Below are 24,452 nucleotides of genomic sequence, written 5' to 3'. Positions count from 1 at the left end.
TCTAAATTCCGATAGAGGCCAGTGTTTCGAGAATGTTTTTGGCAATGGCCGCACTTTTTGGATGCTCAGCTTCAATTTCATCGAGTAATATCTCAACAGATTCACGCAAGGAAGGTTCTTCTGGGTTTTCTTCACCTTCCTCATGGATATGGTATTGAATTTTAGCTAAAAGCAATTGTTGCGTTGAGCTGGCCTCTGACTCAGGTAGCTTTTCGCGCAAACGTTGAAATAAACTCTTAAGTTCTGTTTTAGGCATGGTGAAGGCTCCTTTGTGTGTAATGCTATGATTCACTATAGCAAGGTTTGTTGCACGTCGCCAAAGTGCTATTCTGTCTTTTGGTTTTTTCTTGTCAGATGTCAATTAAGTGCACTATACCAGCGAACAAAATCAGGTTATTCAACACCCGTCAGGGCATGCCCGTATTATAGCCGTGGCCGGATCAGGTAAAACACAGACCTTAACGGCCTATGTTTTTGCTCGCCTAGCTGCCGGTGTATCGGCTAAACGAATGCTGATTCTAATGTACAATAAATCAGCGCAGCTCGACTTCCAGCGGCGATTAATTGAACAATCGGGTATAATGCAACGAAGCCTACCCAACGTTCGTACCTTCCACTCTTTAGGCTACAAGCTTTGTGAGCGGTTAGTTGAGCAAGGTCACATGCCACGTTTTAAGCGAGAGCTGCTTAAAGACAGTGAAATTGAATTAGCGTTGTGGCGTATATTGCGTTCAATTGCCGATGCAACCCTAGCCGAAGACATTCTATCGCGGAAAAAAAAGTGGGTAGAACCGCTGGTGGCGTTCATTGAACAAGTTAAAAGCACGTTAGAATCGCCTTCAATTGTCTTTGAACGATCAGGCCTACCGAAAAGTTGCGAACTGTATATAGAAGCGTTTGATCATTTTGAAGACTGGCGAGCACAGAGCCAACAACTGACTTTTAGTGACTTGCTTTACGAACCAGCCATTCGTTTCCAGCGGGAGCCAAATGTCGCTAAACATTTTGCCGCCCACATGGATGAAATCATTGTGGATGAGTATCAAGACATTAACCCAACCCAGCAATACTTGTTAGACGTACTCCATGGCGAACGGGGGCAAGTTATTGTCGTAGGTGATCCGGACCAAACCATTTATGAATTTCGCGGTTCACGCCCAAGCTTACTAACCCATAAATTTTCTGAGCAATATGAAGCGGTAACAGACTATCATTTAAGCAACACCTTCCGCTTTGGCGACAGCGTAAGTTTGTTGGCGAATCAGGTGATTGCGGGTAACTACCATGCCGATCACGCTCGAACTCAATGTTTTTCGCATAGCTCAACGCCCAACACAGAAGTTGAAGCGATTGTCAGTGATGACAGTGCAACTACCGCTTTAAAAAGTATCAAGTTGTGGGCAGAAAATAGGCCGTTAACAGAGATAGCGGTGCTGAATCGACTATGGTCAAACAGCGTCCGTTTAGAGTTGCTGCTGCTGGCAGAAAATATCCCCTATCGGCTTGATAACAACACCATGGTATTGGAGAGACACGAGCTTAAACCGTTCAGAGTGCTGTTCCAGTTGGCCAGCGGCGAGGCTGCAAATTGGTCGGTGACAATAAGACGTGCGGCTTGGCAAGCGTTGCTAACGCAGCCATTTTTAAAAGTTAAAAAAGCCGTGACTGATACATTAATGAAATCGCTCGTTTCACATTCTAAAAACTGGGGCCAGGCTTTGCGCAATGCCATTCCAGAATCACTGTCAAAGTATCAGGCAGAGCAGTTACTCGAACGTGCGCGTTGGATAGAAAAAGCCGAACGAGGCAAAGCCAGCGCTTATGAGTTAACAGTGGGCTGGACTCAAGCCACCGACTACTATGACGCCCTGAAAGACAACGCATTTTCCGTCGCCCAGGTTGATGATCAAATTGCCACAGTCAAAGCCTTTGCAAGATTTTTAAGACAAAATAATTGGCTCGCCAGTGAAGCAACGGCGCACCTAGCAGAGCTTTTGCAACGTAAGCGTAATAACAAAGCAGACGGGGTATTAATATCGTCTATCCATAAAGCCAAAGGCAGAGAGTGGCCGCTTGTTATCATCCCTGAGCTTAATGGTAGCTTCTTTCCTTATGAACCTGAACATGAACACGCAAGCCCGAGTTCCCTTGCTAGTGAACGTCGTCTACTTTATGTGGCCATAACACGAGCACAAGAAAAACTAATTTTATTGCTGCCAAAAGAAAGTTCAGAGCAACCCCAGTCACCCTTTTTACCAATGGATTTTGTTAAAGGCTTACCGACCTTGTTCCAAGCACTAGAAGAACAGCAACAGACCATATCCCTACCACGATTAATGCACCGACCCAGCGTTGAACATTATATCAACTGCCTAGACTCGCCTCTGAAAGTGGATTGGACACTTGGGCACTCTAACGACACCTTAATCGGTCAAACGATATCTCACCCAAGCTTAGGTATAGGGCAAATTGTTAAAGAAAGCCCCACTAGATTATCAATACACTTTTTAGCTGAGAAAAAGATAAGAGAGTTTGAGAGAAGTATTGTGTTGCCGTTGATTAAGTTTTAAATAATGATGATTAGTTGGTTATTGATTAATTTTTTCTAATCGTTGATCTCGATCACAATATTGAATACTGTTAGATAAAGCTGTTGCCAAAATCCCAATAACTCACTAAGATGCCCGCCGAATCGAGCAAGGACCGCTCAGAACTGACAATAGAGTTTGTCATGTTTTATTTTTTTTGAAAAGGAATGGTAATGCCCACTGTCTTATCCCATCATAATTATTTCCCTGTTCTTAATTGTGACTGCAACTATTTTTCTGTTTGTTAACGTCCGCTATTCGCATAAAGAAATTGTGCAAGATATTTTAATTTATAAATGTAAGGTGGATATGATGTAACCATTATCATTGTTAGTCGAAACATATTTCTACTGAATTAATTCGCTAATAACAGCGTTTAACCTATCCAAGTATTTATTTAAATTATTCATATTTTAAAATCATAGAAGGAACCTTAATGAAAAAGCTATTTATTGGCGCTACCTTGTCTGTCGTTGTGCTCGCAGGTTGCAGTGTCCTGTCACCGCACTCAACAGAGCGCTCTCAAGGCGTTTCATTCAGCACTGAGCAAGCGTGGCAGGCTGTGCCTGATCCGCTTATTCAAAGTGGTTCATTGCCGAACGGGTTAGACTGGGATGTAAAAACGTTACCCGATAATGGTTCTCGTGACCGTGTAGAGTTGCGCTTACGAATACGCTCTGGGTCATTGGTCGAGACAGATGCTGAATCAGGGTTTGCACACTTTGTTGAGCACATGGCCTTTAATGGCACTGAACGTTTTCCAAAAAATGATATCGTCGAGTTTTTTGAATCAGCAGGCATGAGTTTCGGTGGCGATATCAACGCTCATACCTCTTTTGATGAGACAGTTTATAAACTTACCATTCCCGCTGATCAACCTGAGCTTATTGATACCGCATTTGAAGTGATGTACGACTGGGCAACAGCCATTAGCTTTACTCAAGAGGAAGTTTCTAAAGAGGCTCCGGTGGTGATTGAAGAATGGCGCTCTAGCTTTGGTACTGAAGAGCAGTCATGGTTGCAAGAATATAACGACTTGTATCAAGGTACGCATTTGCTGAATCGTTTGCCCATTGGCGATAAAGATATTGTGGCCAGCGCAACGGCCGCACAGCTAAAAGATTATTATCAGAAATGGTACCGCCCAGACAATGCTGAGTTTGTTGTAGTGTATCCAGAAGGCGCTTTTGATGCGGTTGAAACAATTAGTACGGTTTTTACGCCATGGTCTGCTGAGCCAACCTCTGAGATCAATTACGCATTAGGTTCCGTTGCAATAGAAGGTTCTCGTTTTAAAGGTGTCACCGACAGTAATGTCACAAGCCATCAATGGCAGTTATATATGCCTGTACATCGTTATGACTCCGACACGCCACTTGCCCGCGAGATTGATTTTATCGATCAGGTCTATACGTCTGTATTAAGTGCAAGATTACAACGATTGGGTGAGGTTTCAGAGGCCGCCATTATTGATGCAGGCTCTCAAACAGGTGAATTTTTTGAACAAACTAAATACCTAAATGTATGGGCGACAGCTTATGATGGGCAACAAAACCAAGCGCTTAACGATATATCAGTAGAGCTTAACCGCCTACAACAATATGGTATAACGGCTTCCGAGTTTGCAACAGCTAAACAAAAAATTCTTATGCAGAATAAGAATATTCAAAGTTGGTTGCAAGGTGTCGATAGCGGGAGTCATGCCGACTATTTGATGTATTTTTTAAGCGCAAATATGGCGTTTGAAGATATTGATGCTGCGGTTATTGAATCGGAAAAAATGGCAGATGTCGTTAAACTTGAAAAAATCAATCAGTACATTGCTAAAACCATCGGCTCACAAGACCTAGCCGCCTTTTTTTATCACCCGAAAACAATCACACCCGAGACGCAAGACTGGTCCGCAATATACGCGGAGGCTTGGCAAAAAGAAGTAAGTGCGCCTGTTGAAACTTCTGCAGCGGTAGGAGAACTCAATTACGAATTCCTAGGCTCCATTAGCCAAGAATTTGACCTAACAGAAGATGAAGGTTTGTTTATTTGGGCGCTAGAGAATGGCATTACTGTCGTTCTTAAGCAAAGCGACATTGAACCGAGCCGTGTCTATACCCAAACCATGGTATTTGGTGGTAATCGCCAAATGAGTAATGACTTAATTGCAGCATCGGAGCAATGGGGTGAAGTCCGTTTTCGTTCAGGGCTTGAAGGCCGAAGTGGCCAAGATTTTTTCGATAAATTAGATCTTGATGGCATTGGTTACAATGTCTTTATTGATGAAAACGCTAGCGGGGTCGAATTTTCCGGTCAAGCAAACCAGTTAAGCCAGATGTTAAAGCTAACCTCAGGTTCATTGACCGATATTGCATTGAACGAGCAAATGATCGCTCTAACCTTAAACAGCAGTGTGGAGCATAGTACACAATACCAAGCAACCCCTTCGTATGAATTTGAAAAGCAGTTCTTAGCGGCGGTATATGGCGTTGAAGATCCTCGTTATGTTTATTTTAGCCCTGACGATATTGCTGCGGTTACAAGCGCTGACCTTATTGCCGTGCAAGAGTCGATTCTAAAGGATAATCAGGGGGTTATTGTGGCTATTGTGGGTGATGTAACGCCAGAGCAAGTCGCTCCCGCGTTAAAGACTTATTTGGCAGGTTTGCCATTGCTTGGACCAAGTGTCAGCAGAAGTTTGGGGCCAATCACCACAGAGAGTCGATTTATCCGCGTTGCGGGTCAGGCTGAAGAAAAAACCGATATCACCTACCTTTTTGCACAGTCAGAATTACCCGTTGACTTGCAACGTTACTTAGCGTCGGAAGTGATGATTCAAGCCGTAGATAAACGCTTACATAAAGCGATACGCGAAGACTCTGGCCTCACTTACGGAACGGCGGTTTATCAAGGGATTCAGACTTTTGATCAACAGCAGTGGCAGTTGCAAATTCACATGAGTACAGACCCAGCTCGTGAACAAGAAGCCCTAACCGCATTGGATGACACCTTGCAAAAACTGATAGAAACCCCGTTGACGGACCAGGAGGTTTCGGAAGCAACTCATCGTGTTGCGGAATCAGAAAAACAAAACCTCGCCACCAATACAGGTATTTTGAATAATCTGACCGGCATTCTATTTTTAGGTGGCGATATTACAGATTATGATAATGGTGAGGCGATACTTGCCACTGTCACAACTGAGCAAGTGAATGACTTACTTGCTAGGTTATTAAGTGGTAAAAAAGTGGTTGCAGTTCACCACCCCTAGGTAACACAAATAGTTTTAATAAAGGGCTATTGGACCAATAGCCCTTGGCGTTTGTAAAAGCAGCACGAAATTTCATTTTAAAATGTAGATAAACTCTCAATGAAAATTCATATTTTTTTACTGGTGCTTTGCAGTGGTTGCTTTTCCAATGAGTTAAAAATTGGATTGGTAGACTCAGACTTTAGCTATCGGATACTAAAAAAAATAATGGCGCGCAATCTGCTTATCTGGGAGTAAGTGAAACCATTCGTGATCATTTTATATCCTATTCTGGCTATTCACACATTGTATCAAATGGAAACGTTAAGGTCGGTACATCCTATAGTACTCCCAAGCTGGCTGGGAAAGTATTGAGTCTCGCAGCGTCTTGTCAGCTTGATTTAAAAGCTACTATGTCTCTGGTTAGAAAACAAAGCATGGCTACCGATATTGATTATCAGCCAATTGTTGAATCCCAATTCAATCGTAAGCATTGCGTAATTGACCCAACTTGAAAACAAAGCGACACACATGGTGCTTAAAGATACTTAACATGGGCTATATTCTTAAATGGGTATATTGTTGACTATGATGATGCGGAACCATAGATTTCTGCTCCAGTATCTTCCAGCTCGCTTGCTCGCAAACCACGTCGACAACCTAAGATATTAGGCTACACTTCTGTCAACTAATGCTTATATCCAAAGGACTGTTTGGATGAATCCTATCTTAATCTCATTAATGCTGGCCTTTCTTGCATTAACTAGTTGCTCAAAACCTGAGCCGGCTAAAATTGGCTTTATTGCGGGGTTGTCAGGCTCCAGATCGGATGTTGCGCTTTCATCTCGTAATGGCGCTATGTTAGCGATTGAAGAACAGAATGCTCGCGGAGGTTTGTTTGGCCAGCCAATTGAATTGATTGCAGTGAATAATCATCAAACCATTGAGCGAGTTCGTGCAGTAACGCAGACGTTGATTGATGAGCAGGTAGATATAATCATCGGACCGGGTATGAGCGTTATGGCAGTTAATATGATTGACATGATAAATGCAGCTCAAATTCCGACGATCGGAACGACAATCACCACAACCGAAGTTAGTAACCTTGATGATTATTTTTTTCGAACGGCTTCTGATCTAAGTTACGCGACCGATTACTTTGCTAAGGCTATGCACGCGAAAGGGGTTCGTAATTACACTATTATTGTCAATACTAGTAACAGTGCTTATACCGAAGGCTGGCGTAACGAGTTTCTAAGCGATGCCCTGAAGCTAGGGTTACAAGAACAACGCGTAATACGTTACGAAGAGACGGAAGATAGAGCGTCGCTGCTCGCGGTCGTCAATGAACTCAAGAGCATTGATAGCCAGCTGCTGTTATTGATTACTAACTCTGTCGATACCGCAGTATTGATTCAGCAGCTTAAAAGTATAGATTATGAAGGCATCATAGGGGCGAGTGAATGGGCCGGCACTGACCAACTTATCGAACTGCTAGGTGGTAATTCGGATGGTATCTATGTGAATCGATACATAGATCAGGGCAGTAATGACCCACGCATGATAACCTTAGCAAACACCTTTAAAACTCGCTTCCAAAGCGAGCTTGGGTTTCCTGCACTCATGGCATATAACGCCACATTAATTGCCATAGATGTATTACAAACAAGCCGCGATGGTCCAGAAATAAAAGCTGAGCTTATTAGTCGCGGAACCTTTAGTACCGTGCTCGCCGATGTTGAACTCAATCAATATGGCGATGAGGTGGGTGCTGGGTTTTTGACCCTTACGCAAATAAGAAATGGACAGTTTATAACCATAGACGCTATTAAATGATATCCAAAACACGAACACTCTTTATTGAATTATTGTCGCAACAAATGAAGACAACACTTATTGCCGTTATTGTTGCAGCGTTCGTTATTGTGGTCTTTGTGGTACCTACTATTAGCGCAAACTTACAAGGCCATCAGGAGCGATTAGCTTATTCCGTATCTAATCAAGTTGAAACCGTGCTCGAAGGTGCTGAAGAACACTTAAAGCTCATTGCCTATGATATTTCCGCTAATTCAAAAAATTACGCTGATTTGTCAACGCAGTTAACCGGCTTTGTGCAAAGTTCAAATATGTTCTCTACTGTCTACATCGCCAATAAAGAGAGCCAAATTACCGCCATTGGCCTACCTTCGACCCAAGCAAGTTCTCGCCAGCTCTTTATAGGTTTAGATATCTCGTTTAATAGATTATGGGGTGGTGAATCGCAATCTAGATTGACCAGTTGGTCTAATATATTTGTGTCCCCTATTACCGGCAATCGAGTGGTGGCGTTAAAAATGCCAATAAACTCTACAACGTTGGTGGCCGAATTTGAAATAAACCGATTACCTGAAATAGTACAAAGAATGAGCTTAGGTGCACAGCAAGTCATTATATTGGATGCACAAGCGAATATAATAGCCCATCCAGATATAGAAATGAGTTTGCAGCAAATTAACATGGGTTTTGATCCGCTATTTACGCAAAGAAACGACCAAGTTCGCGGAGGGCAGTTTTCTTGGCAGCAAGTAGATTATCAGGCTTCGATTGTACCTATGGACGGAATTCCTTGGCAGGCTGCTGTAATCGAACCCATTGTTAGTTTTAACGCGCTTGTTCGCAATACCATAATTATATGGCTGTCGGTCACTTTGCTTGCCAGCTTATTAACCGTCTACTTTTCGTATAGGTCTGCAAAACAACTAAGTACCCCGTTTGAAAAGTTAAAACAGTTAACTTTAGATATCAGCGCGGGCAGTTATAAAGGCTCAACGATTACCAGTAAAATTCAAGAGGTCAATTTACTATCGTCACAAATAAACACCATGGCGAACCAGGTTGAGCAGCGCGAGAGGGATTACGAAACCCTCACTCTTGAACTTGAAGACCGAGTGAAGCAACGAACAGCAGAATACGAATCGACTAATACTGAATTAAGTGAAAGCGTATTACAGCTTGAAACAACGATGGATCAATTAGTCCAGGCGGAAAAACTAGCCTCTTTAGGAAGTTTAGTTGCAGGAATTGCACACGAACTCAACACCCCAATAGGCAACAGTAAAGTAGCGGTATCTTCTCAACGGTATATTATTGATTCATTTTTAAAAGATTTTCAGGCAGGTAAGGTTACAAAATCGCGTCTTGATAGTTTCTTAGCTGAAGTATCAGAGACCACTGAGATGAGTTATCGCAATCTTGAGCGGGCCAAAGAACTTATCCAGTCATTTAAGCAGGTTGCGGTAGATCAGACGAGCTCTCAACAACGCGTGTTCAACTTAAAACAAGTCATAGAGGAAGTCGTCGTCACCCTTGGCCCTACAGTGCGGCGTTTACCTGTTTATATCCAGCTAAATATTGACTCGAAAATAACCATGGACTCTAAGCCTGGTGGGCTAATGCAGGTTCTGACCAATGTTATAACTAATGCAGTGAACCATGGCATGGATGGCCGCGCTTCCATTGATATTAACATTCGAGGAGAGCGCTCTTCTGAACGGGAAATTCTGCTTGAGATAAGTGATAACGGTATTGGTATGTCTGCGGATCATGTAAAGCGTGCGTTTGATCCATTTTTTACAACGAAATTGGGTAAAGGGGGCAGCGGACTCGGCTTAAATATTGTTAATCGAATGGTCGTCGATGTTTTGGAGGGTACAGTCGTGCTCATTTCAAGTCTCGACGAAGGAACGACAGTTCGATTAGTTTTGCCGATAAAGCTGGAGAGTTAGGTATAAAAAAGGGCAGCAATGCTCAGTGCTACCCTCGTTCGATGTTAAAAATTAGAGCTTTACTTTTAAAGTGAAGACAACATGTGATCAACGGCTGCTTTAACTTCATCATCAGATAATGCAGAGTTACCACCACGAGCTGGCATAGTATTAAAGCCATTAATTGCATGGTCATATAGTGTGTCTAAGCCTTTGGCTTGACGAGGTGCCCAATCTTCAGCGCTGCCCAGTTTAGGCGCATTTAATACACCAGTACCATGGCAAGCGGCGCAAGCCGTGGTGTAAACTTGGTCGCCACTTTTCGGGCCGGTATCGGCAGCGCTAGCGGTGACAGAGGCCGTTTCACAAACTTCGCCCTGAATACAGACGTTACCTGCTGGTGTTAAACGCTCTGCTACTTCATCTTCGTAGCTCTTATACTCAGCAAACACCAAGCTTGCGGTCAATGTGGTGATCAAAATTAGCAGTTTTTTCATGTATTTGTCCGTCTTATTCATGTCAGCAAGTTTAATAATGGCGGCAAGTATAACGACATAGGGGGCTAGGCGGCAATAACCTTAGGTCGAAGACTGAACAATACTGAATATACTGGCTGTAACAATTAAGGCCTTGATATACTCTTTGCTTCTTTTTAAACGAGAATTACCATGACCACTACGACCGTCGCTATTACTCAAATGTCCTGCAGCTGGGATGTACACGACAACATTGCCCGTGCAGAAACGTTGGTTCGACAGGCGGCGGCAGATGGGGCCAAGGTGATTTTGTTGCCAGAACTGTTTGAACGAATGTATTTTTGCCAGCATCAAAAGGAAGAATATCGAAGATTTGCCACCTCGATAGACCATAACCTAGCCGTCAACCATTTTCGAGCCATCGCCAAGGAGCTCAGTGTCGTCCTGCCGATCAGTTTTTTTGAACGCAGTGGTCAGGTGTCTTATAACTCCGTAGCGATGATTGATGCCGACGGCTCAATACTGGGTGTTTACCGTAAAACCCACATTCCAGATGGTCCGGGCTATACCGAAAAGTTCTATTTTACGCCAGGAGACACGGGTTTTAAGGTCTGGTCAACAAGATATGGCCGAATTGGCGTTGGTATTTGTTGGGATCAATGGTTCCCTGAGACGGCACGTGCTATGGCATTAATGGGTGCAGATATCTTGCTTTATCCTACGGCAATTGGATCAGAGCCTTACGATGTGAATATTGACTCAAGCGGGCATTGGCAGCGCACTCAACAAGGGCATGCTGCGGCAAATATAATGCCTGTTATCGCCAGTAACCGCGTTGGTGAAGAAGTTATAGATGATACCTCTATAGATTTTTATGGTTGTTCATTCATGACCGACGAGACCGGAGCCATTGTTGAGGGAATGGATAGAACGGAAACGGGCTATCGTTGCGTACAATATGACTTCACCGCAATTAGCGCAATGCGTGAAGAGTGGGGCTTATTCAGGGACCGACGACCAAATCAATACAACACGCTGTTGACCAAAGACGGTCAGTGAAATTGCATCACAACATTGCAAAATTGGCTAAAAATTTGACATGAGCCTGTGGTACTATCCGCGGGCATCCATTTCAGCCACCTTATGCAGAGCCCAAAGATGAACAAGACATCCCTCGATAAAAGCAAAATTCGTATTTTATTATTAGAGGGCGTTCACCAAAGCGCCTTAGATACCTTAACCAACGCCGGATATACTAACATTGAATTGCTCAAGGGCTCCTTGCCTGAAGAGGAGTTGATTGAAAAAATCAAAAATGTTCACTTTATCGGCATTCGATCTCGAACTCAGCTAACGGAATCTGTTTTTGAAGCAGCAGAAAAGCTCGTTGCCGTAGGTTGTTTCTGTATTGGCACCAACCAAGTAGATCTAAAAGCCGCCGCTGCGCGTGGCGTTGCCGTTTTCAATGCACCTTTTTCTAACACTCGCTCTGTTGCCGAGCTGGTCTTAGCAGAAGCCATTTTATTGTTACGTGGAATCCCTGAAAAAAATGCCGCTTGTCATGTCGGTGGCTGGAAAAAATCAGCAGAAAACAGCTTCGAAATTCGCGGCAAGACATTAGGCATAGTCGGGTATGGCAGCATTGGCACGCAGTTAGGCGTTTTAGCTGAAGGTCTCGGCATGGAAGTCATGTTCTACGATATCGTGACAAAGTTACCGATGGGCAATGCTAAGCAAGCGGGCTCGTTGAATGATTTGTTAAACAAAGCCGATATCGTGTCATTACATGTGCCAGAAACAGCGTCGACTAAGTGGATGATGGCTAAGGCACAGTTTAACCAAATGAAGCAAGGCAGTGTGTTTATTAACGCGGCTCGCGGAACAGTGGTAGAGATAGACGATTTAGCAGAAGCATTAAGAAGTGAACGGTTAATTGGTGCCGCAATAGATGTTTTCCCAGTAGAGCCCCGTTCTAATAGTGAAGAATTTGTATCGCCGTTGCGTGAGTTCGATAATGTCATACTAACGCCTCACATTGGTGGGTCGACGTTAGAAGCTCAGGTAAATATTGGCATCGAGGTTGCTGAAAAACTAGCAACATACTCTGATAACGGCACTACATTATCAGCGGTTAACTTCCCAGAAGTTGCATTACCTTCGCACCCAAGCGCTCATCGTATCTTGCATGTTCATAAAAATATACCGGGCGTGTTATCAGAAATTAACCGAGTATTCTCTGATAATAATATCAATATCATAGGGCAGTACTTACAAACCTCTGATCAAATCGGCTATGTTGTTATCGATGTAGCAGCAGATTGCTCAACAAAGGCGCTAGAGAAAGTGCTCGCGGTTAATGGTACTATTCGCGCTAGAATACTTTTTTAATCGCGAGAAAAGCCGAGTGCTTTTCAACAGCACTAGGAATGTTATGCCAATAACGACTATAAAACAGGCCGCTAAATTTGTGTTTATGTGCACAATGAGTGGCCTTTTTGTTGCCTGCGGTTCGCGCTCTCTCAATACTGAATTAACGCGTTGCGTTTATCCAGATAGTACTCGAACACCTGCGCCTGCCTTTATATGTGACCCTACGCTCATGGGTTATCCGATTACTCAGTTGCGGCAATCTCCGTTATCCGATGCCAGTGTTGATGAGCGTATCCGTCATGTATACCAAGATCAGGTCTTTGCGTGGAGCAGTGAATGGTCACAACAGTGGTTTTTCGACCCTAAAGAACAAGCGGAAGCGTTGGTTTGGTTGCAAAAATACCTCTCCCGAGAAGCCAGGGTTGTTCGTAGCCGAGTTAGCCCTAAAGGTGAGCTGTGGCTATTAATTGGCTTGCCTCACACTCAGCTCGAAGTTAAAGCTCGCCTGCAGCAATACTAGTTTCTTCAGAATCTCAATCTTTGGCCGATACTCCATTTGTAGATGACGATTTTCTAGCGTCATTTAGCCTTACAGCGACCTATAAAAATGCTGCTAGGCTAAAGCTAATGCATATTTCTCCTGTAAGAGGTTCATTTCATGGTAAGTACAGTTAATCAAAACGATAAGGGTAAACTTGGACTGTCGATAAAAGCACGTACCATTTTATTGATCACGACCTTTTGCGTGATCGTTTTTATTGCCAACTCCTACTTAACGCTGTCAATTCGTGGCCTAAACCCACAAGTAGATACTCAAGTTGTTTTGATTACAGAGCAATCCAACCTAACTGAACAGCAGTTGGCATTGATCTCCGCGCAGCAAGAAGATATTGAGCGGGTCAATAAGATCAATGAAGCCATAAACTTTCTCAACGAAGCCACTTATTGGTACTTTCAGGGTTCATTGACCCTCATCATTGATTCGGTTGAGTCAGGAAGAGATATTCATCAACAATTACTAACCCATCTAGATATTATGGAGCAACAAGACGCAAAAAACGCAGAGGTTTTCGCTGCAGTCCGAGAAGAAGCAGAGACCTTCAAGTTGTATGCGGAGCGAATGTTCACTATGTTTGAAACCAACTCCGTTTCAATGGGCAAGTCGATGGGCGACGGTGCTAAGGAGCAGGCAGATAAAGTGCTGGTATTGCTCAACCAGTTACGCTCTGAGTATGTCGCGGAACAGGCCAACTCAATGAATGATATTGTTAACGCGTCTGGTAATATCAAAGCCGCAGGCGACTCCGTTTTTGCAGCAGCCGAAGCGATCCGAAAAGAAGTGGTAGCGGTATCGAATGCATCGGTCATGGCGAGCTTAGGCATCATAATTATTGGTGTTTTAATGGGCGTTGTGTTTTTACGCGGGCTGTTAAAACCAATTCAACAATTGACCTTGGTGATTCAGCGCATTGAATCTACCAATAACCTCGCCTTACGCACTGAATATGAACGTAGCGACGAATTAGGCACCATTGCAACAGCGTTTGACTCAATGATCGCTAAATTTCAGAAAACAATCGAGGCTATGGCCGTCAGTGCACATGCTCTGATAGATATTTCAGAAACAGCTCGGGTAGGAAGTAGTGAGCTTTCCAAAAGCATTACTTTGCAGCAGCAGGAGACGGATATGGTCGCCGCTGCAACCAACGAAATGTCCGCTTCAGCTGCAAATATTAAAGCCAATACAGAGTCAGCATCAGCGCTCGCGGTCACTGCACGTGAAAGTACGGAGAGTGGACGCCGTGCAATGAATGTCAGTGTTGATAGCTTAGGCGCTTTAGCTGATCGTATTTCTCATTCAGCCGATGTGATTAATAATTTGGCTAAAAACACGGAAGAAATTGGTGCCGTGTTGGCTGTAATTAGTGCGATATCGGAACAAACCAACTTACTCGCACTTAATGCAGCAATTGAAGCTGCTCGTGCAGGTGAGCAGGGGCGGGGTTTTGCGGTGGTTGCAGATGAAGTTCGCAGCCTTGCAAGTCGCACAAATCAATCAACGATCGAAATTCAAGACACCGTGCAAAAGCTACAAGCAGGCGTGCAGCAAGCGGTTTCTGAAATGGAAACTTCAAAAATGAGTAGTGTTGAAAACATGGAGCAAATTCGGCAAGTACAAACTGCTATTGGCAATGTTGCAGAAGTTGTGGATCAAATGAGTGAGTTCAATGGTCAAATTGCCGACGCGACTAGTGAGCAGTCTTCTGTGGCAAATGGCATAGATGAATCCATTACACGAATAGCGACTCAGGTAGCAGATCTATCTGAGAATGCGTTGAAACGGGAAGGCGCTGCAACAGAGCTGAGAGAGATAAGCGAACAGCTTAAAGACAAGGTGGATAGCTTTAAGCTTAGCTAATGAAAGTCAATAAACCGTCAATTCGTGTTGAATTGTTTTTGTGACAGATATCACTAAATTCTTGAGCTAGACTGGTTTCCACTGTGGGTGCAAGTCGCACTGACACCAGTCTAAGGAGAGTAATATGAAGTGGCTGTTTTTACTAATTGTTGTCATTGCATGTACCTTATTAGGAACTGCAATGGTATTTGTAGATAACGGAATAATTAGAGACTCTGTGTTGTGCGCACTGGGAGCACTATTGGCTTTTCTTGCAGCCTATCAAATGCAATCTCGTTACTCTTTTTTAGATGATGATTAACATTTTATTTTCGCATCCAATCTCTTAAAGCCCGATTATTCGGGTTTTCCTCCTTATTGCATTATGTTCGCCTATACTGGATGTAGAGCTGTTCAGCTTTAATTCATTTGTTAAGTGCTAAAGTTTAACTTTGCTGGCAACCAAAGTTAAGTTGGATGGTAGACCCCTATCGGAACCCTAGGTCAGAATAGGTGGATTTTACCTCAGAATGAGAAATAAGGCCTTGGACAAGGCAACCGAAGGCGTTAGTTTAGGCGCTGTACTGACGTAACTCTTTAGCTCTCTACAACAATAAGATAGGACACTACTACTATGATGAAAAAAACACTTGTTACTGCATTAGCGATTGCTGGTGCAACAATGGGCACTCAAGCAATGGCTTGGGAAGAAGGCAGCCTAACAATTTGGATCAACTCCGATAAGGGCTATAACGGCTTACAACTTGTTGGTGATACATTTGCAAGCGACACGGGCGTAGCTGTTAAGGTAGAAACGCCAGAAGATGCAACAGGTAAGTTCCAGCAAGAAGCCGCTATTGGTAAAGGGCCGGATGTCTTTATTTGGGCACATGACCGTTTCGGTGAGTGGGCTAAATCGGGTCTTATTTCTCCAGTTAACCCTGGCAAAGACGTTATGAAAGCCTTAGATGATTCATTCTGGGGCGCGACGACTTACAACGGCCAAATTTTTGGTTATCCAATTAACGTTGAAGGTCCTACTTTAATCTGTAATACCGACATTGTTAAAAAGCCATTTGCTAGCATTGACGATGTGAGAAAAGCAGCACCAGAACTAGCAGCACAAGGCAAAAAGACGTTAATGTGGGATTACAATAACACCTACTTTACATACGGCTTCTTAACTGCTGAAGGTGGTTTTGCGTTTGAACAAGTAGACGGTTCTTATAACGGTAAGGTGACTGGCGTAAACAATGCCGGTGCAATGGCCGGCGCGCAAATGATTAAAGACCTAATCGACGATGGCATTATGCCTGGTGGCGTTGACTATGGTGTCTTTGACGCCGCATTTAAAGCAGGCGAAGTTGCTTGTGTTATTAACGGACCATGGGCTTGGGCTGACTATGAAAAAGCCGGTATCGACTTTGAATTAGCACCTTATCCGAAAATCGGCAAAGGTAAGCCAGCAGCATTTACTGGTGTCCTTTCTGCTGCAATCAATGCTTCTTCTCCAAACAAAGAGCTAGCCGTTGAGTTCATCGAAAGCTACTTGTTGACAGAAGATGGTTTAACCATGGTTAACGATGATCGCGCATTAGGCGCGGTAACGCATAAAGACTTTATGAAGACCATTGGTAAAGAAAATGCACGTATTGCAGATGCTTATAAGATCTGGACTACAAGTGAGCCAATGCCAAACATCCCTGAAATGGGTGCTTTCTGGAGTAACATGGAAGCAGCGTTGTCGGCAATCACTCAAGGTCGTCAAACGGTTGAAGATGCTTTGAATGATGCAGCGACTCGTATCACTAAGTAGTTAGCATGCAAAATCTGGCGCTCTTTTTCTGATAAAAGAGCAAATAGATAAATAAAGGGGCTTATAGTGAAAACTATAAGCCCCTTTGTCGTTATAGTCGGCTATATTTAATGAGTTGAGTGGGGGTGGAGTCAGTTTTCCACCGCTGGTAGAGTATGAGCAGGGTTTAGAGTGTTTTGACAAAACTCAACCCTCTCATTAGCGCGTTTTTTCCTTACGCTACATGAACTAGAATATTGAACTAAATACACGAGGATGTAATATGGCGAATGCAAACGCCATCCCGATGGTGCCTGAAGCTCAGGCCCAAGAGAGATGGAAATTAGTAGTTCAGTATGGCTTTGTAAGCGTACTGTCTGTGTTTTTCTTATACATTACGTTTTTAATGTATGCCAAAGGAGAAATGCTTTTTGCCGGCGTTATGCTCATCTTTACTTGCGCCTTTGCTTTTGTATTTACCTCTGATAGAGCTTACGTTTGGCGGTATATTTTCCCTTCTTTAGTTGGCGTGTCATTTTTTATTCTCCTGCCAATTATGTATACCTTAGGATTGACCTTCACCAATAAATCTAATCTTCACTTGTTGGCCTATTCGCAAGCTGAAAATTATTTTTTACAGCAAACTTATATTGCAGAAGGCAGTACCTCATTTGGCCTTACTATTTATGAAGATGGCGACATGTTTCGGTTAGGCCTAGAAAGCAACGACGGTAGCCTATACCTGAGTTCAAAAGCGCTGCCACTGGATAATACTGAAAAAATGGTTGTGTCATTAAATCAAATATTGTCTGAGCCAACCTTAGAAGAAGCAGAGCGTAAAGCAATTATCACCTATCGCCAACCGCTTGCGGACATTGAACTTGAATTGCCGGACGGTACCATGTTGGCAAAATCGAAATTACGAGAGTACTCAGAAATGTACCCGCTCTGGCTTGAGCGCTCCAACGGGGTCTTGGAAAACCAAGAGACGGGTGTAGTTGTCACCGCGAATCATGAGACCGGTTTTTTTGAAAAGGAAGATGGCGAGTACGTCTCTCCAGGGTTTCAAGTTAATATCGGCTTAGATAACTATATCCGAGTTGTTACCGACTCCGACATGCTAAAGCCATTTATCTCTATTTTTACCTGGACTATCTTTTTCTCACTGTTCTCTGTTGCAGCGACGTTCATGATTGGCATTACCTTAGCTAGCTTTGTCCAGTGGGAGCCCATTAAAGGCCGAGGCATTTATCAGTTACTATTGATCTTGCCTTACTCCGTACCTGGCTTTATTTTGATGTTAATTTTTAAAGCGTTGTTTAACCAAAATTTCGGTCAAATCAACCACGCGCTCGATGTCCTATTTCAATTCCAAGTAGCCTGGGATACCGACATCACTATGTCTAAAACAAAAATTTTACTTGTAAACTTGTATTTGGGTTATCCCTATATGTTTATTCTGTGCTTGGGGATGTTGCAGTCTATACCGAAAGACTTATATGAAGCGTCGAGTCTTGAAGGTGCAAACCCGCTAGTCAACTTTTTCAAGATTACATTGCCGCTTATTATCAAGCCGTTGTTACCGCTTTTAATTGCATCTTTTGCATTTAACTTTAACAACTTTGTATTAATTCAACTGTTAACCAAAGGGCAGCCGCTAATGTTAGCCTCGAATCCGCCCGCCGGTGGTACAGATCTATTAGTGAACTATTCATACCGACTTGCATTCTTAGGGGACACTCAAGATTACGCGCTCGGAGCAACCATTTCGACGTTCATCTTTGTCATGATCGGTATTATGGCGGTCTTCTATTTGAAGGCTTTAAAAGTTGAAATCGGTAATCAGAAATAAGCAACGGGAGAATACTAATGGTTAAATCTAAATCGTTTTTCGCCCGCGTAGTCGGCGTACATATCATTTTATTGGCGTTCTTATTTTTTGTGATATACCCACTGTTGTATGTCATATCAATCTCGTTCCGAAGCGGCCAGACCTTGGTTGACCCAGTGAATATGTTAATACCCTCTAACCCAACCTTAGAGCATTGGGCATTAGCGTTAGAGCAAAACTACACTGGTATGAACCCTCTTAAAAAAGACTTGGATGGTGTTGAACAAGTTGAGTTTAATAATGGTCTTGGTGATGTAACCTTTAATGCCGATGGTTCTTGGAGTATTGAAGCGAATGCTAAGTTTGATGAGGATAGTTACCCGATAACCAGCTACCTTGCCGTTTCATTTTTAGGCCCTGTCGGCGATAAAATAATAATCGAAGGAATGGACCAGCGCGGCTTCTATGATTATCAAAAAATTGTCTTAGATTTTGAAGAAAACAGAGACAAGTATGATTCAGACGTTCATTTTACTTCTCCAAACGGAACAATATCAGGTCAGCTAGAGGTGCCAAAACTCCCAGAAGGGGCAGCGCGCACAACTTTACAATACGGTGATGCTTATGTGGCAACTCCTCGATTCCCTGTTTTAACTTGGTTGATGAACACAGTCAAAGTGGCCGCCATTACCGGGTTCTTGATACTGTTGTTTTCTACAACCGGTGCATATGCGTTCGGGCGGTTGGGCTTTACCGGTAAAGATCAGATGTTAAAGAGTTTGTTGGTGATACAGATGTTTCCAAACACACTCTTTTTAGTTGCACTCTATCTTATCTTTGACAAGCTCGGTACTTTTATCGATTTCTTGGCTTTAAATACCCATTCAGCCTTAATCTTTGGTTACATGGGTGGCATGGCGTTGAATATATTCTTGATTATTGGCTACTTTGATACCATTGATCCAGCCATGGAGGAGTCTGCTTCTATTGATGGCGCTACGCCTTGGCAAACCTTTTATAAGATATTACTACCCTTGAGCGTACCCATTTTAGCCGTGGTTTTTATTCTAGCCTTTATCGGGATCGTCAATGAATACCCTCTTGCAGCGGTATTGATTAGTGATATTAATAAAATGACTTTGGCAGTAGGATCACAGCAATATATTCAAGCACAAAATCTATTGTGGGGCGACTTTGCTGCCGCTGCTGTATTGGCAGGTATCCCTATTACAGTGGTGTTCCTAATTGCACAGAAATTCCTAGTCGGCGGTTTAACCTCAGGCGGTGTTAAAGGTTGAGCTGAAGTTAAGAGTTTGTAGTTGGAAGGAGGGGTTTTCTAGCGATGGTTGATGCTGTGCTTCGAGTCTGAGGATAAGGCTGATACGATAATACTGGTTTACTAGGTGATTTATAGGCCCGAAGTGGATTTCGGGCCTATGTTTAGAAAGAGAAATTACACCAATAAATCTTGAATGGCTTTTAACTCTTGCTTGCCTTCGATCAGCTCTTCTGGCGTTAGGCCAGATAACTCATGGGGAAATACCAACCAGTCTTCACTTTTGCGAATAAAATAATCTGGAACGATATCAACTTGTGAATTTTTGGGTTTATACCAAGGGCAGGCAACGCGAATATCTTGTGGCGTGTTTAAGCGAGATTGTTGACGAATTTGCTTGATTAAAGCATCAACACTGCGGCCTGAGTCGAACACATCATCAACAATGAGCAGAGAGTCTTCTGCATTGGCGTGTTCAATTAAATAGTGTAGGCCATGCACTTTTATTTCTTTAGACTGCTGGCCTATTCCGTAATAAGACGATGTGCGAACCGCAATGTGATCTGTTTCGATACCTTTAAAGTCAAAATATTCTTGCACGGCGATACCGATCGGTGCGCCTCCTCGCCAAATACCAATGATGAAATCTGGCCGGAAGCCATCTTCTAGCACTTGATGCGCTAGTCGAAAGGAGTCCAGTAAAAGCTCTTGAGAGCTGATGAATACTTTATCTGTCATATCGAAAACCCTAAGTCGAATGTTAACCAATTGGCCAGATTATAAACGACCTTGGTATGAATTGTTTGATTTTAGTTTAATTAAGAATAATTCGCTCATTAATGCGTCAATTTACTAAATAATGGTTGAGCACATCGAATGAATCATGTGTTTTGCTATGCGACTGTGGTAAATTTTTTAAACACAAACAGATAATTGAGGTGAGCATGGCCATTCATTCTCTTGGCGGACACCAGCCTATTATAGGGCAGCGAGTCATGGTTTCTGAAAAAAGCTTTATTATTGGAGATGTTACTTTAGGAGACGATGTATCGGTGTGGCCTGGTGCAATTATTCGTGGCGATATGCACAGTATCAGCGTAGGGGCACGAACTTCGGTCCAAGATGGTGCGGTTTTGCATATTACTCATGCCAGCGACTACAACGTAGATGGCTATCCGTTGGTTATAGGCGAAGATGTCACAATAGGGCATCAGGCTTGCCTTCATGGTTGTACCGTTGGCAATGAGGTGTTGATTGGCATTGGTGCTACTGTGTTAGATGGGGCCGTGATTGAAGACAAAGTAGTTTTGGCCGCAGGAGCTCTCGTTCCGCCTGGTAAAAAGCTGGCTTCAGGATACATGTATAAGGGTTCACCAGCCAAGCAAGCTAGGGCGTTGACCGCCAAGGAGCTTAGCTTTTTTAAATACTCAGCAATAAATTATAGCAAGCTAAAAGATCAGTATATAGATGAGGGATTGTCTGCAGTTTAAACGGCAGGTAGAGAAATAGTAACAGAAGGTAACAGCTGCGTAGGGTAAAGTAACAGTGCAAATATCAAAAAAGGCCGCTTTAGCGGCCTTTTTTGGAGTAAAGTTCTAGTTAAATACGTCTAATTCTAAATCGTGATATTCAGTACGCATTTTTTGCTGTTCTAGATGGTCTTCGATTGCGCGGCGTGCAGCGAGTCTGCGATGGTTTTCATTGCGCTTGTTTTGGCTGCCATCGGCAGGTTTATGTAGGATAGAGTCTTCAATGTTTTCCAGTTCAAGTTTAAAAAGGTTTGTAGACATATAAATGGCTCCTATGATGGCAACTGCCGTATTATTTTTATGTGTTGTAAAACCAAGTGCTCTGAAATATCTCAGCAACTCATTAAGTTTAGCCAAATAGAATGACAATTCTGTGAACTTCATCGTAGCTGTGAATAAGGTTCTTCAAAATGGCTAGGCACTGAGTCGCCTATTAATAAGCAAGTGTCGCGCCAATGTATAAGCTAAGCTGAAAAAGGGCGCGTCAAGAGGTTTATCAGTGCATTAATGCACTGACTCTGGGCTTTGATTAAGTACTTGCATATTAGAGTGCCTAATAAGCGTTAGGATTTCCGATGCAGGTAACGCTCTACTGATGATAAAGCCTTGAGCGTAATCGCAAGCAAGTGTCCTTAAGTATTCAAGCTGACCCTGCGTTTCAACCCCCTCGGCAACAACGCTTAAGTTTAGGCTGTCTGCCATCGCCATAATCGCTTCGACAATCGGACTCTTTGTACCATCACGAGTTTCCGCAATGAAAGATCTGTCAATTTTCAACGTATCAATTGGTAAGCGTTTTAAATAGCTCAAAGAAGAGTAGCCAGTGCCAAAATCATCTAAAGCTAAGCGCACACCTAATGACCTGAGTTGGTTTAAAAAATCTTGGGCGTGACTGATGTCTTCCATTAACATGCTTTCGGTCAGCTCAAGCTCTAAATATTCTGCAGGAAGCTGAGAAGTTTTCAGGGCACTTTGAATCACATCATATAAGTCAGTACGTCTAATTTGATGGCTAGATAGGTTTACAGATACCGAAATGTCACCAAAGCCACGCTCTCGCCAAGTAGCAGCTTCCATGCATGCTTTGTTGAGTACTTGTTCCCCGATGGCTGAAATTAGGCCCGTTTCCTCAGCTAGAGGGATGAACTCTTGTGGGTCAAGTAGGCCCTTATGTGGATGGCGCCAACGTACCAACGCTTCCACAGAGTCAATAATGCCGGTATGTAAATTAAGTTTCGGTTGGTAGTCGACGGAGAATTCTTGGTTAGAGATGGCCTTACGTAATGACTTTTCGAGCTGCAATCGTTCGAGCGGGGAAGTGGCCAATTTTTGATGATAAAACTGGAAGTTGTTACCACCTTGGTAGCGAGCTTGATTCATTGCAGCAATGGCGTGATTCATCATTTGACTGAGGTTAGATTCAGAAATAACGCAAACGCCAATGCTAGCCGTTACAATTAATTCATGCTCGTTGACCAAAAATGGGCGAGTGATGTCTCCTTGAATGGCGTTCAGTACATGCAAAAGATGATCTTGATCGTCTTCATACTCTATGATGAGTGCGAATTCATCGCTGCTCAAGCGCGAAACTTGCCGAGTCGGCTCTTGTAGATTATTTAATCGAGCGGCTAAATCGGTTAATAGCTGGTCGCCCACTTCAATACCAAGGCTTTCATTAATTGTTTTGAACCGATCAAGGTTGAGCACACAAACGGCGTAGTGGTTCGCTTGCAAAGGACGATGCTCATGAAACTGATCTAACACCTGGTGGAAATAACTTCGATTAAACAGCCCGGTGAGTTTGTCGTAGTTTCCGTTGTAGTCAAACTCGTGCTTGGTTTTTCCTGAGTCTGACTGATCTCTGCAAATTCCTAGATAATGGGATATTGTCTCATCTTCTCGTTTAACAGCCGTCAACGTTAAGGTAATTGGAAATCGTTCATTCTTGCCTCGTGCGGCGACTATATCCCCCTCCCATCGTCCGTTGTTTTCAATGCCTTGAATAATACGATTTTGTTGTTCTGTACGGATCACTTGAAATAGAGAATCGCCAATAAGCTCTCCTTTTTGGCGATGAAACACCTCGCAAAACGCTCGGTTACAAGTACGGAAGTTATGTTCGCCGTCGAGAATGAAAACGCCATCAGGGTTTGTGTTAAACAAGCTAGCCGATAAGCTTAAGTCTTCTTGTAACTGCATATCTTTACTGATGTCACGCCGAGTCCCCATTAACCGAATAGCTTTACCGTCAGCGTCACGCTCACTAATTTTACCTATGTCTTCTATCCATCTTAGGCTTTTGGTCTTGGCAGTTTCTATGCGATACCGTGCTGAATAGTAATCTGAATTTCCACGTAAATAACGAGTCATGGCCTTGCGGACTATTTTGATGTCTGATGGAACAATGTGATCAAATAAATCGAAGGGTTCCTCACCTAAGGTATCGCTGCTTTCGAAAAGCCGTTCAGCATCAGAATGATAAATTTTACGAGTCGGTATATCCCAATCCCAGAAGCCAATTCCAGAGGCCTCCAGTGCCAAGTTAAGTTGCTCTTCACTTTCTATTAGTGCTTTGTTTACATTTCTCCTTAACTCAACTTCCATTTGCAGACGGTTATTCACTTCTTCCAATTGTGCGGTACGCTGGTCGATGGTTGCTTTAAGCTCAGCTTGATTGTCTGTCATTAATCGGTTTAAACGAGTCGATTCAAAGTCGCTACGAATGTTATACAGTCCAAATTTATGACGTTGATACGCAACAAGATAGACGAGGATAATAATAGGGAGATTAACCTCGGTAAGAAACGCGAAGTCAGCAATATACAAAAATGGTAGAGGGATTAGAGTTGCAGGGATCATTGCCGCAATCAATAAACGACCATGGGTAAAGAGGCTGAGACTGGCGGCAACACAGATTATAATCGAAAAAGTGTTGAAAATAGTTCCATGGCGGGAAAAGAGGCCCCAAAGTACGCTATTGCATAGCACTAATGCTGAAAGCAGTAGCAGAGGGCTCCATAATGGGTTTCGACGTATGTACCGACGGCTATAAAGGGCCGATATATAACCAGTCACCGAAACGATAACGAGCATTAATGCAGACCAAAAATTTGTATAGGTCTGATCGATCAAATGAATCATAGCCGTAACTAAGCTTAGCCCTATGCAGGTAACCCAAAAGCTTGGTGCATTATTCATTAGAAGT

18 protein-coding genes are annotated in these 24,452 nt (G+C 43.1%); 13 read left to right on the top strand and 5 right to left on the bottom strand.

Annotated elements, in window-relative coordinates:
• Position 1: 1 nt before the first annotated feature.
• Positions 2-256 carry a DUF4404 family protein gene (locus tag ACI882_RS03955; protein ID WP_411743912.1) on the bottom strand — a complete coding sequence of 85 codons (255 nt, stop codon included), beginning with the start codon at positions 254-256 and terminating at the stop codon, positions 2-4.
• 109 nt (positions 257-365) lie between these two features.
• Between ACI882_RS03955 and ACI882_RS03950 the strand changes: the two genes are divergently transcribed.
• The 4 genes from ACI882_RS03950 (at position 366) to ACI882_RS03935 (ending at position 9,593) form a co-directional block, all read left to right on the top strand.
• Entirely contained in the window at positions 366-2,570 is a 2,205-nt protein-coding gene (locus tag ACI882_RS03950) for an ATP-dependent helicase (protein WP_411743913.1), read from the top strand.
• Positions 2,571-3,024: 454 nt separating this feature from the next.
• Positions 3,025-5,850 (top strand): M16 family metallopeptidase, encoded by a 2,826-nt coding sequence (locus ACI882_RS03945; RefSeq protein ID WP_411743914.1) that lies wholly within the window; start codon positions 3,025-3,027, stop codon positions 5,848-5,850.
• Between the two features lie 696 nt (positions 5,851-6,546).
• Positions 6,547-7,665, top strand: coding sequence for an ABC transporter substrate-binding protein (locus ACI882_RS03940; RefSeq protein WP_411743915.1), 1,119 nt, complete (start codon positions 6,547-6,549; stop codon positions 7,663-7,665).
• Complete coding sequence (locus ACI882_RS03935) at positions 7,662-9,593, top strand: ATP-binding protein (RefSeq protein ID WP_411743916.1); 1,932 nt, start codon at positions 7,662-7,664, stop codon at positions 9,591-9,593. Before ACI882_RS03940 ends, ACI882_RS03935 begins: the two co-directional genes overlap by 4 nt.
• Positions 9,594-9,658: 65 nt before the next feature.
• Here the strand turns inward: ACI882_RS03935 and ACI882_RS03930 are convergent, their stop codons facing one another.
• Positions 9,659-10,069, bottom strand: coding sequence for a c-type cytochrome (locus ACI882_RS03930; protein WP_411743917.1), 411 nt, complete (start codon positions 10,067-10,069; stop codon positions 9,659-9,661).
• A 171-nt stretch (positions 10,070-10,240) separates the two neighbouring features.
• Here ACI882_RS03930 and aguB point away from each other — a divergent pair, with 171 nt between their 5' ends.
• The 8 genes from aguB to malG all read left to right on the top strand — a co-directional run bounded on the left by aguB (position 10,241) and on the right by malG (position 19,740).
• A complete protein-coding gene (aguB, locus tag ACI882_RS03925) occupies positions 10,241-11,107 on the top strand; it encodes an N-carbamoylputrescine amidase (protein WP_411743918.1) in 867 nt (288 codons plus the stop codon).
• A 99-nt stretch (positions 11,108-11,206) separates the two neighbouring features.
• Positions 11,207-12,436 (top strand): phosphoglycerate dehydrogenase, encoded by a 1,230-nt coding sequence (serA, locus tag ACI882_RS03920; RefSeq protein ID WP_411746593.1) that lies wholly within the window; start codon positions 11,207-11,209, stop codon positions 12,434-12,436.
• A 43-nt stretch (positions 12,437-12,479) separates the two neighbouring features.
• Positions 12,480-12,938 carry a hypothetical protein gene (locus tag ACI882_RS03915; RefSeq protein WP_411744181.1) on the top strand — a complete coding sequence of 153 codons (459 nt, stop codon included), beginning with the start codon at positions 12,480-12,482 and terminating at the stop codon, positions 12,936-12,938.
• A 138-nt stretch (positions 12,939-13,076) separates the two neighbouring features.
• Positions 13,077-14,837, top strand: coding sequence for a methyl-accepting chemotaxis protein (locus tag ACI882_RS03910; RefSeq protein WP_411744180.1), 1,761 nt, complete (start codon positions 13,077-13,079; stop codon positions 14,835-14,837).
• A 124-nt stretch (positions 14,838-14,961) separates the two neighbouring features.
• On the top strand, positions 14,962-15,138 hold the full coding sequence (locus ACI882_RS03905) for a hypothetical protein (RefSeq protein WP_411744179.1): 177 nt from the start codon (positions 14,962-14,964) through the stop codon (positions 15,136-15,138).
• A gap of 312 nt (positions 15,139-15,450) precedes the next feature.
• Positions 15,451-16,632 (top strand): maltose/maltodextrin ABC transporter substrate-binding protein MalE, encoded by a 1,182-nt coding sequence (gene malE, locus ACI882_RS03900; RefSeq protein WP_411744178.1) that lies wholly within the window; start codon positions 15,451-15,453, stop codon positions 16,630-16,632.
• A 262-nt stretch (positions 16,633-16,894) separates the two neighbouring features.
• Positions 16,895-18,463 (top strand): maltose ABC transporter permease MalF, encoded by a 1,569-nt coding sequence (gene malF, locus ACI882_RS03895; RefSeq protein ID WP_411744177.1) that lies wholly within the window; start codon positions 16,895-16,897, stop codon positions 18,461-18,463.
• A 17-nt stretch (positions 18,464-18,480) separates the two neighbouring features.
• Complete coding sequence (malG, locus tag ACI882_RS03890; protein WP_411744176.1) at positions 18,481-19,740, top strand: maltose ABC transporter permease MalG; 1,260 nt, start codon at positions 18,481-18,483, stop codon at positions 19,738-19,740.
• Between the two features lie 155 nt (positions 19,741-19,895).
• Here malG and ACI882_RS03885 read toward each other — a convergent pair whose 3' ends face one another.
• Positions 19,896-20,456, bottom strand: a complete 561-nt coding sequence (locus tag ACI882_RS03885; protein ID WP_411744175.1) for a phosphoribosyltransferase — start codon at positions 20,454-20,456, stop codon at positions 19,896-19,898.
• 206 nt (positions 20,457-20,662) lie between these two features.
• On the opposite strand from ACI882_RS03885, the gene ACI882_RS03880 reads away from it, so the two are divergent.
• Positions 20,663-21,208 (top strand): gamma carbonic anhydrase family protein, encoded by a 546-nt coding sequence (locus ACI882_RS03880; protein ID WP_411744174.1) that lies wholly within the window; start codon positions 20,663-20,665, stop codon positions 21,206-21,208.
• A gap of 105 nt (positions 21,209-21,313) precedes the next feature.
• Here ACI882_RS03880 and ACI882_RS03875 read toward each other — a convergent pair whose 3' ends face one another.
• A complete protein-coding gene (locus tag ACI882_RS03875; RefSeq protein ID WP_411744173.1) occupies positions 21,314-21,508 on the bottom strand; it encodes a PA3496 family putative envelope integrity protein in 195 nt (64 codons plus the stop codon).
• Between the two features lie 243 nt (positions 21,509-21,751).
• Positions 21,752-24,388 carry a putative bifunctional diguanylate cyclase/phosphodiesterase gene (locus ACI882_RS03870; protein WP_411744172.1) on the bottom strand — a complete coding sequence of 879 codons (2,637 nt, stop codon included), beginning with the start codon at positions 24,386-24,388 and terminating at the stop codon, positions 21,752-21,754.
• Positions 24,389-24,452: the final 64 nt, after the last annotated feature.

The sequence above is a fragment of the Reinekea sp. genome (genome assembly GCF_046710285.1).
Lineage (GTDB): Bacteria > Pseudomonadota > Gammaproteobacteria > Pseudomonadales > Natronospirillaceae > Reinekea.
This window is presented reverse-complemented; position numbering and strand designations above follow the sequence as displayed.

Bases quoted from the DNA above. Each gene is read 5' to 3' on its own strand.
- ACI882_RS03955 (WP_411743912.1), bottom strand. From the start codon at position 256: ATGCCTAAAACAGAACTTAAGAGTTTATTTCAACGTTTGCGCGAAAAG.
- ACI882_RS03945 (WP_411743914.1), top strand. From the start codon at position 3,025: ATGAAAAAGCTATTTATTGGCGCTACCTTGTCTGTCGTTGTGCTCGCA.
- ACI882_RS03940 (WP_411743915.1), top strand. From the start codon at position 6,547: ATGAATCCTATCTTAATCTCATTAATGCTGGCCTTTCTTGCATTAACT.
- ACI882_RS03935 (WP_411743916.1), top strand. From the start codon at position 7,662: ATGATATCCAAAACACGAACACTCTTTATTGAATTATTGTCGCAACAA.
- ACI882_RS03930 (WP_411743917.1), bottom strand. From the start codon at position 10,069: ATGAAAAAACTGCTAATTTTGATCACCACATTGACCGCAAGCTTGGTG.
- aguB (WP_411743918.1), top strand. From the start codon at position 10,241: ATGACCACTACGACCGTCGCTATTACTCAAATGTCCTGCAGCTGGGAT.
- serA (WP_411746593.1), top strand. From the start codon at position 11,207: ATGAACAAGACATCCCTCGATAAAAGCAAAATTCGTATTTTATTATTA.
- ACI882_RS03915 (WP_411744181.1), top strand. From the start codon at position 12,480: ATGCCAATAACGACTATAAAACAGGCCGCTAAATTTGTGTTTATGTGC.
- ACI882_RS03910 (WP_411744180.1), top strand. From the start codon at position 13,077: ATGGTAAGTACAGTTAATCAAAACGATAAGGGTAAACTTGGACTGTCG.
- ACI882_RS03905 (WP_411744179.1), top strand. From the start codon at position 14,962: ATGAAGTGGCTGTTTTTACTAATTGTTGTCATTGCATGTACCTTATTA.
- malE (WP_411744178.1), top strand. From the start codon at position 15,451: ATGATGAAAAAAACACTTGTTACTGCATTAGCGATTGCTGGTGCAACA.
- malF (WP_411744177.1), top strand. From the start codon at position 16,895: ATGGCGAATGCAAACGCCATCCCGATGGTGCCTGAAGCTCAGGCCCAA.
- malG (WP_411744176.1), top strand. From the start codon at position 18,481: ATGGTTAAATCTAAATCGTTTTTCGCCCGCGTAGTCGGCGTACATATC.
- ACI882_RS03885 (WP_411744175.1), bottom strand. From the start codon at position 20,456: ATGACAGATAAAGTATTCATCAGCTCTCAAGAGCTTTTACTGGACTCC.
- ACI882_RS03880 (WP_411744174.1), top strand. From the start codon at position 20,663: ATGGCCATTCATTCTCTTGGCGGACACCAGCCTATTATAGGGCAGCGA.
- ACI882_RS03875 (WP_411744173.1), bottom strand. From the start codon at position 21,508: ATGTCTACAAACCTTTTTAAACTTGAACTGGAAAACATTGAAGACTCT.
- ACI882_RS03870 (WP_411744172.1), bottom strand. From the start codon at position 24,388: ATGATTCATTTGATCGATCAGACCTATACAAATTTTTGGTCTGCATTA.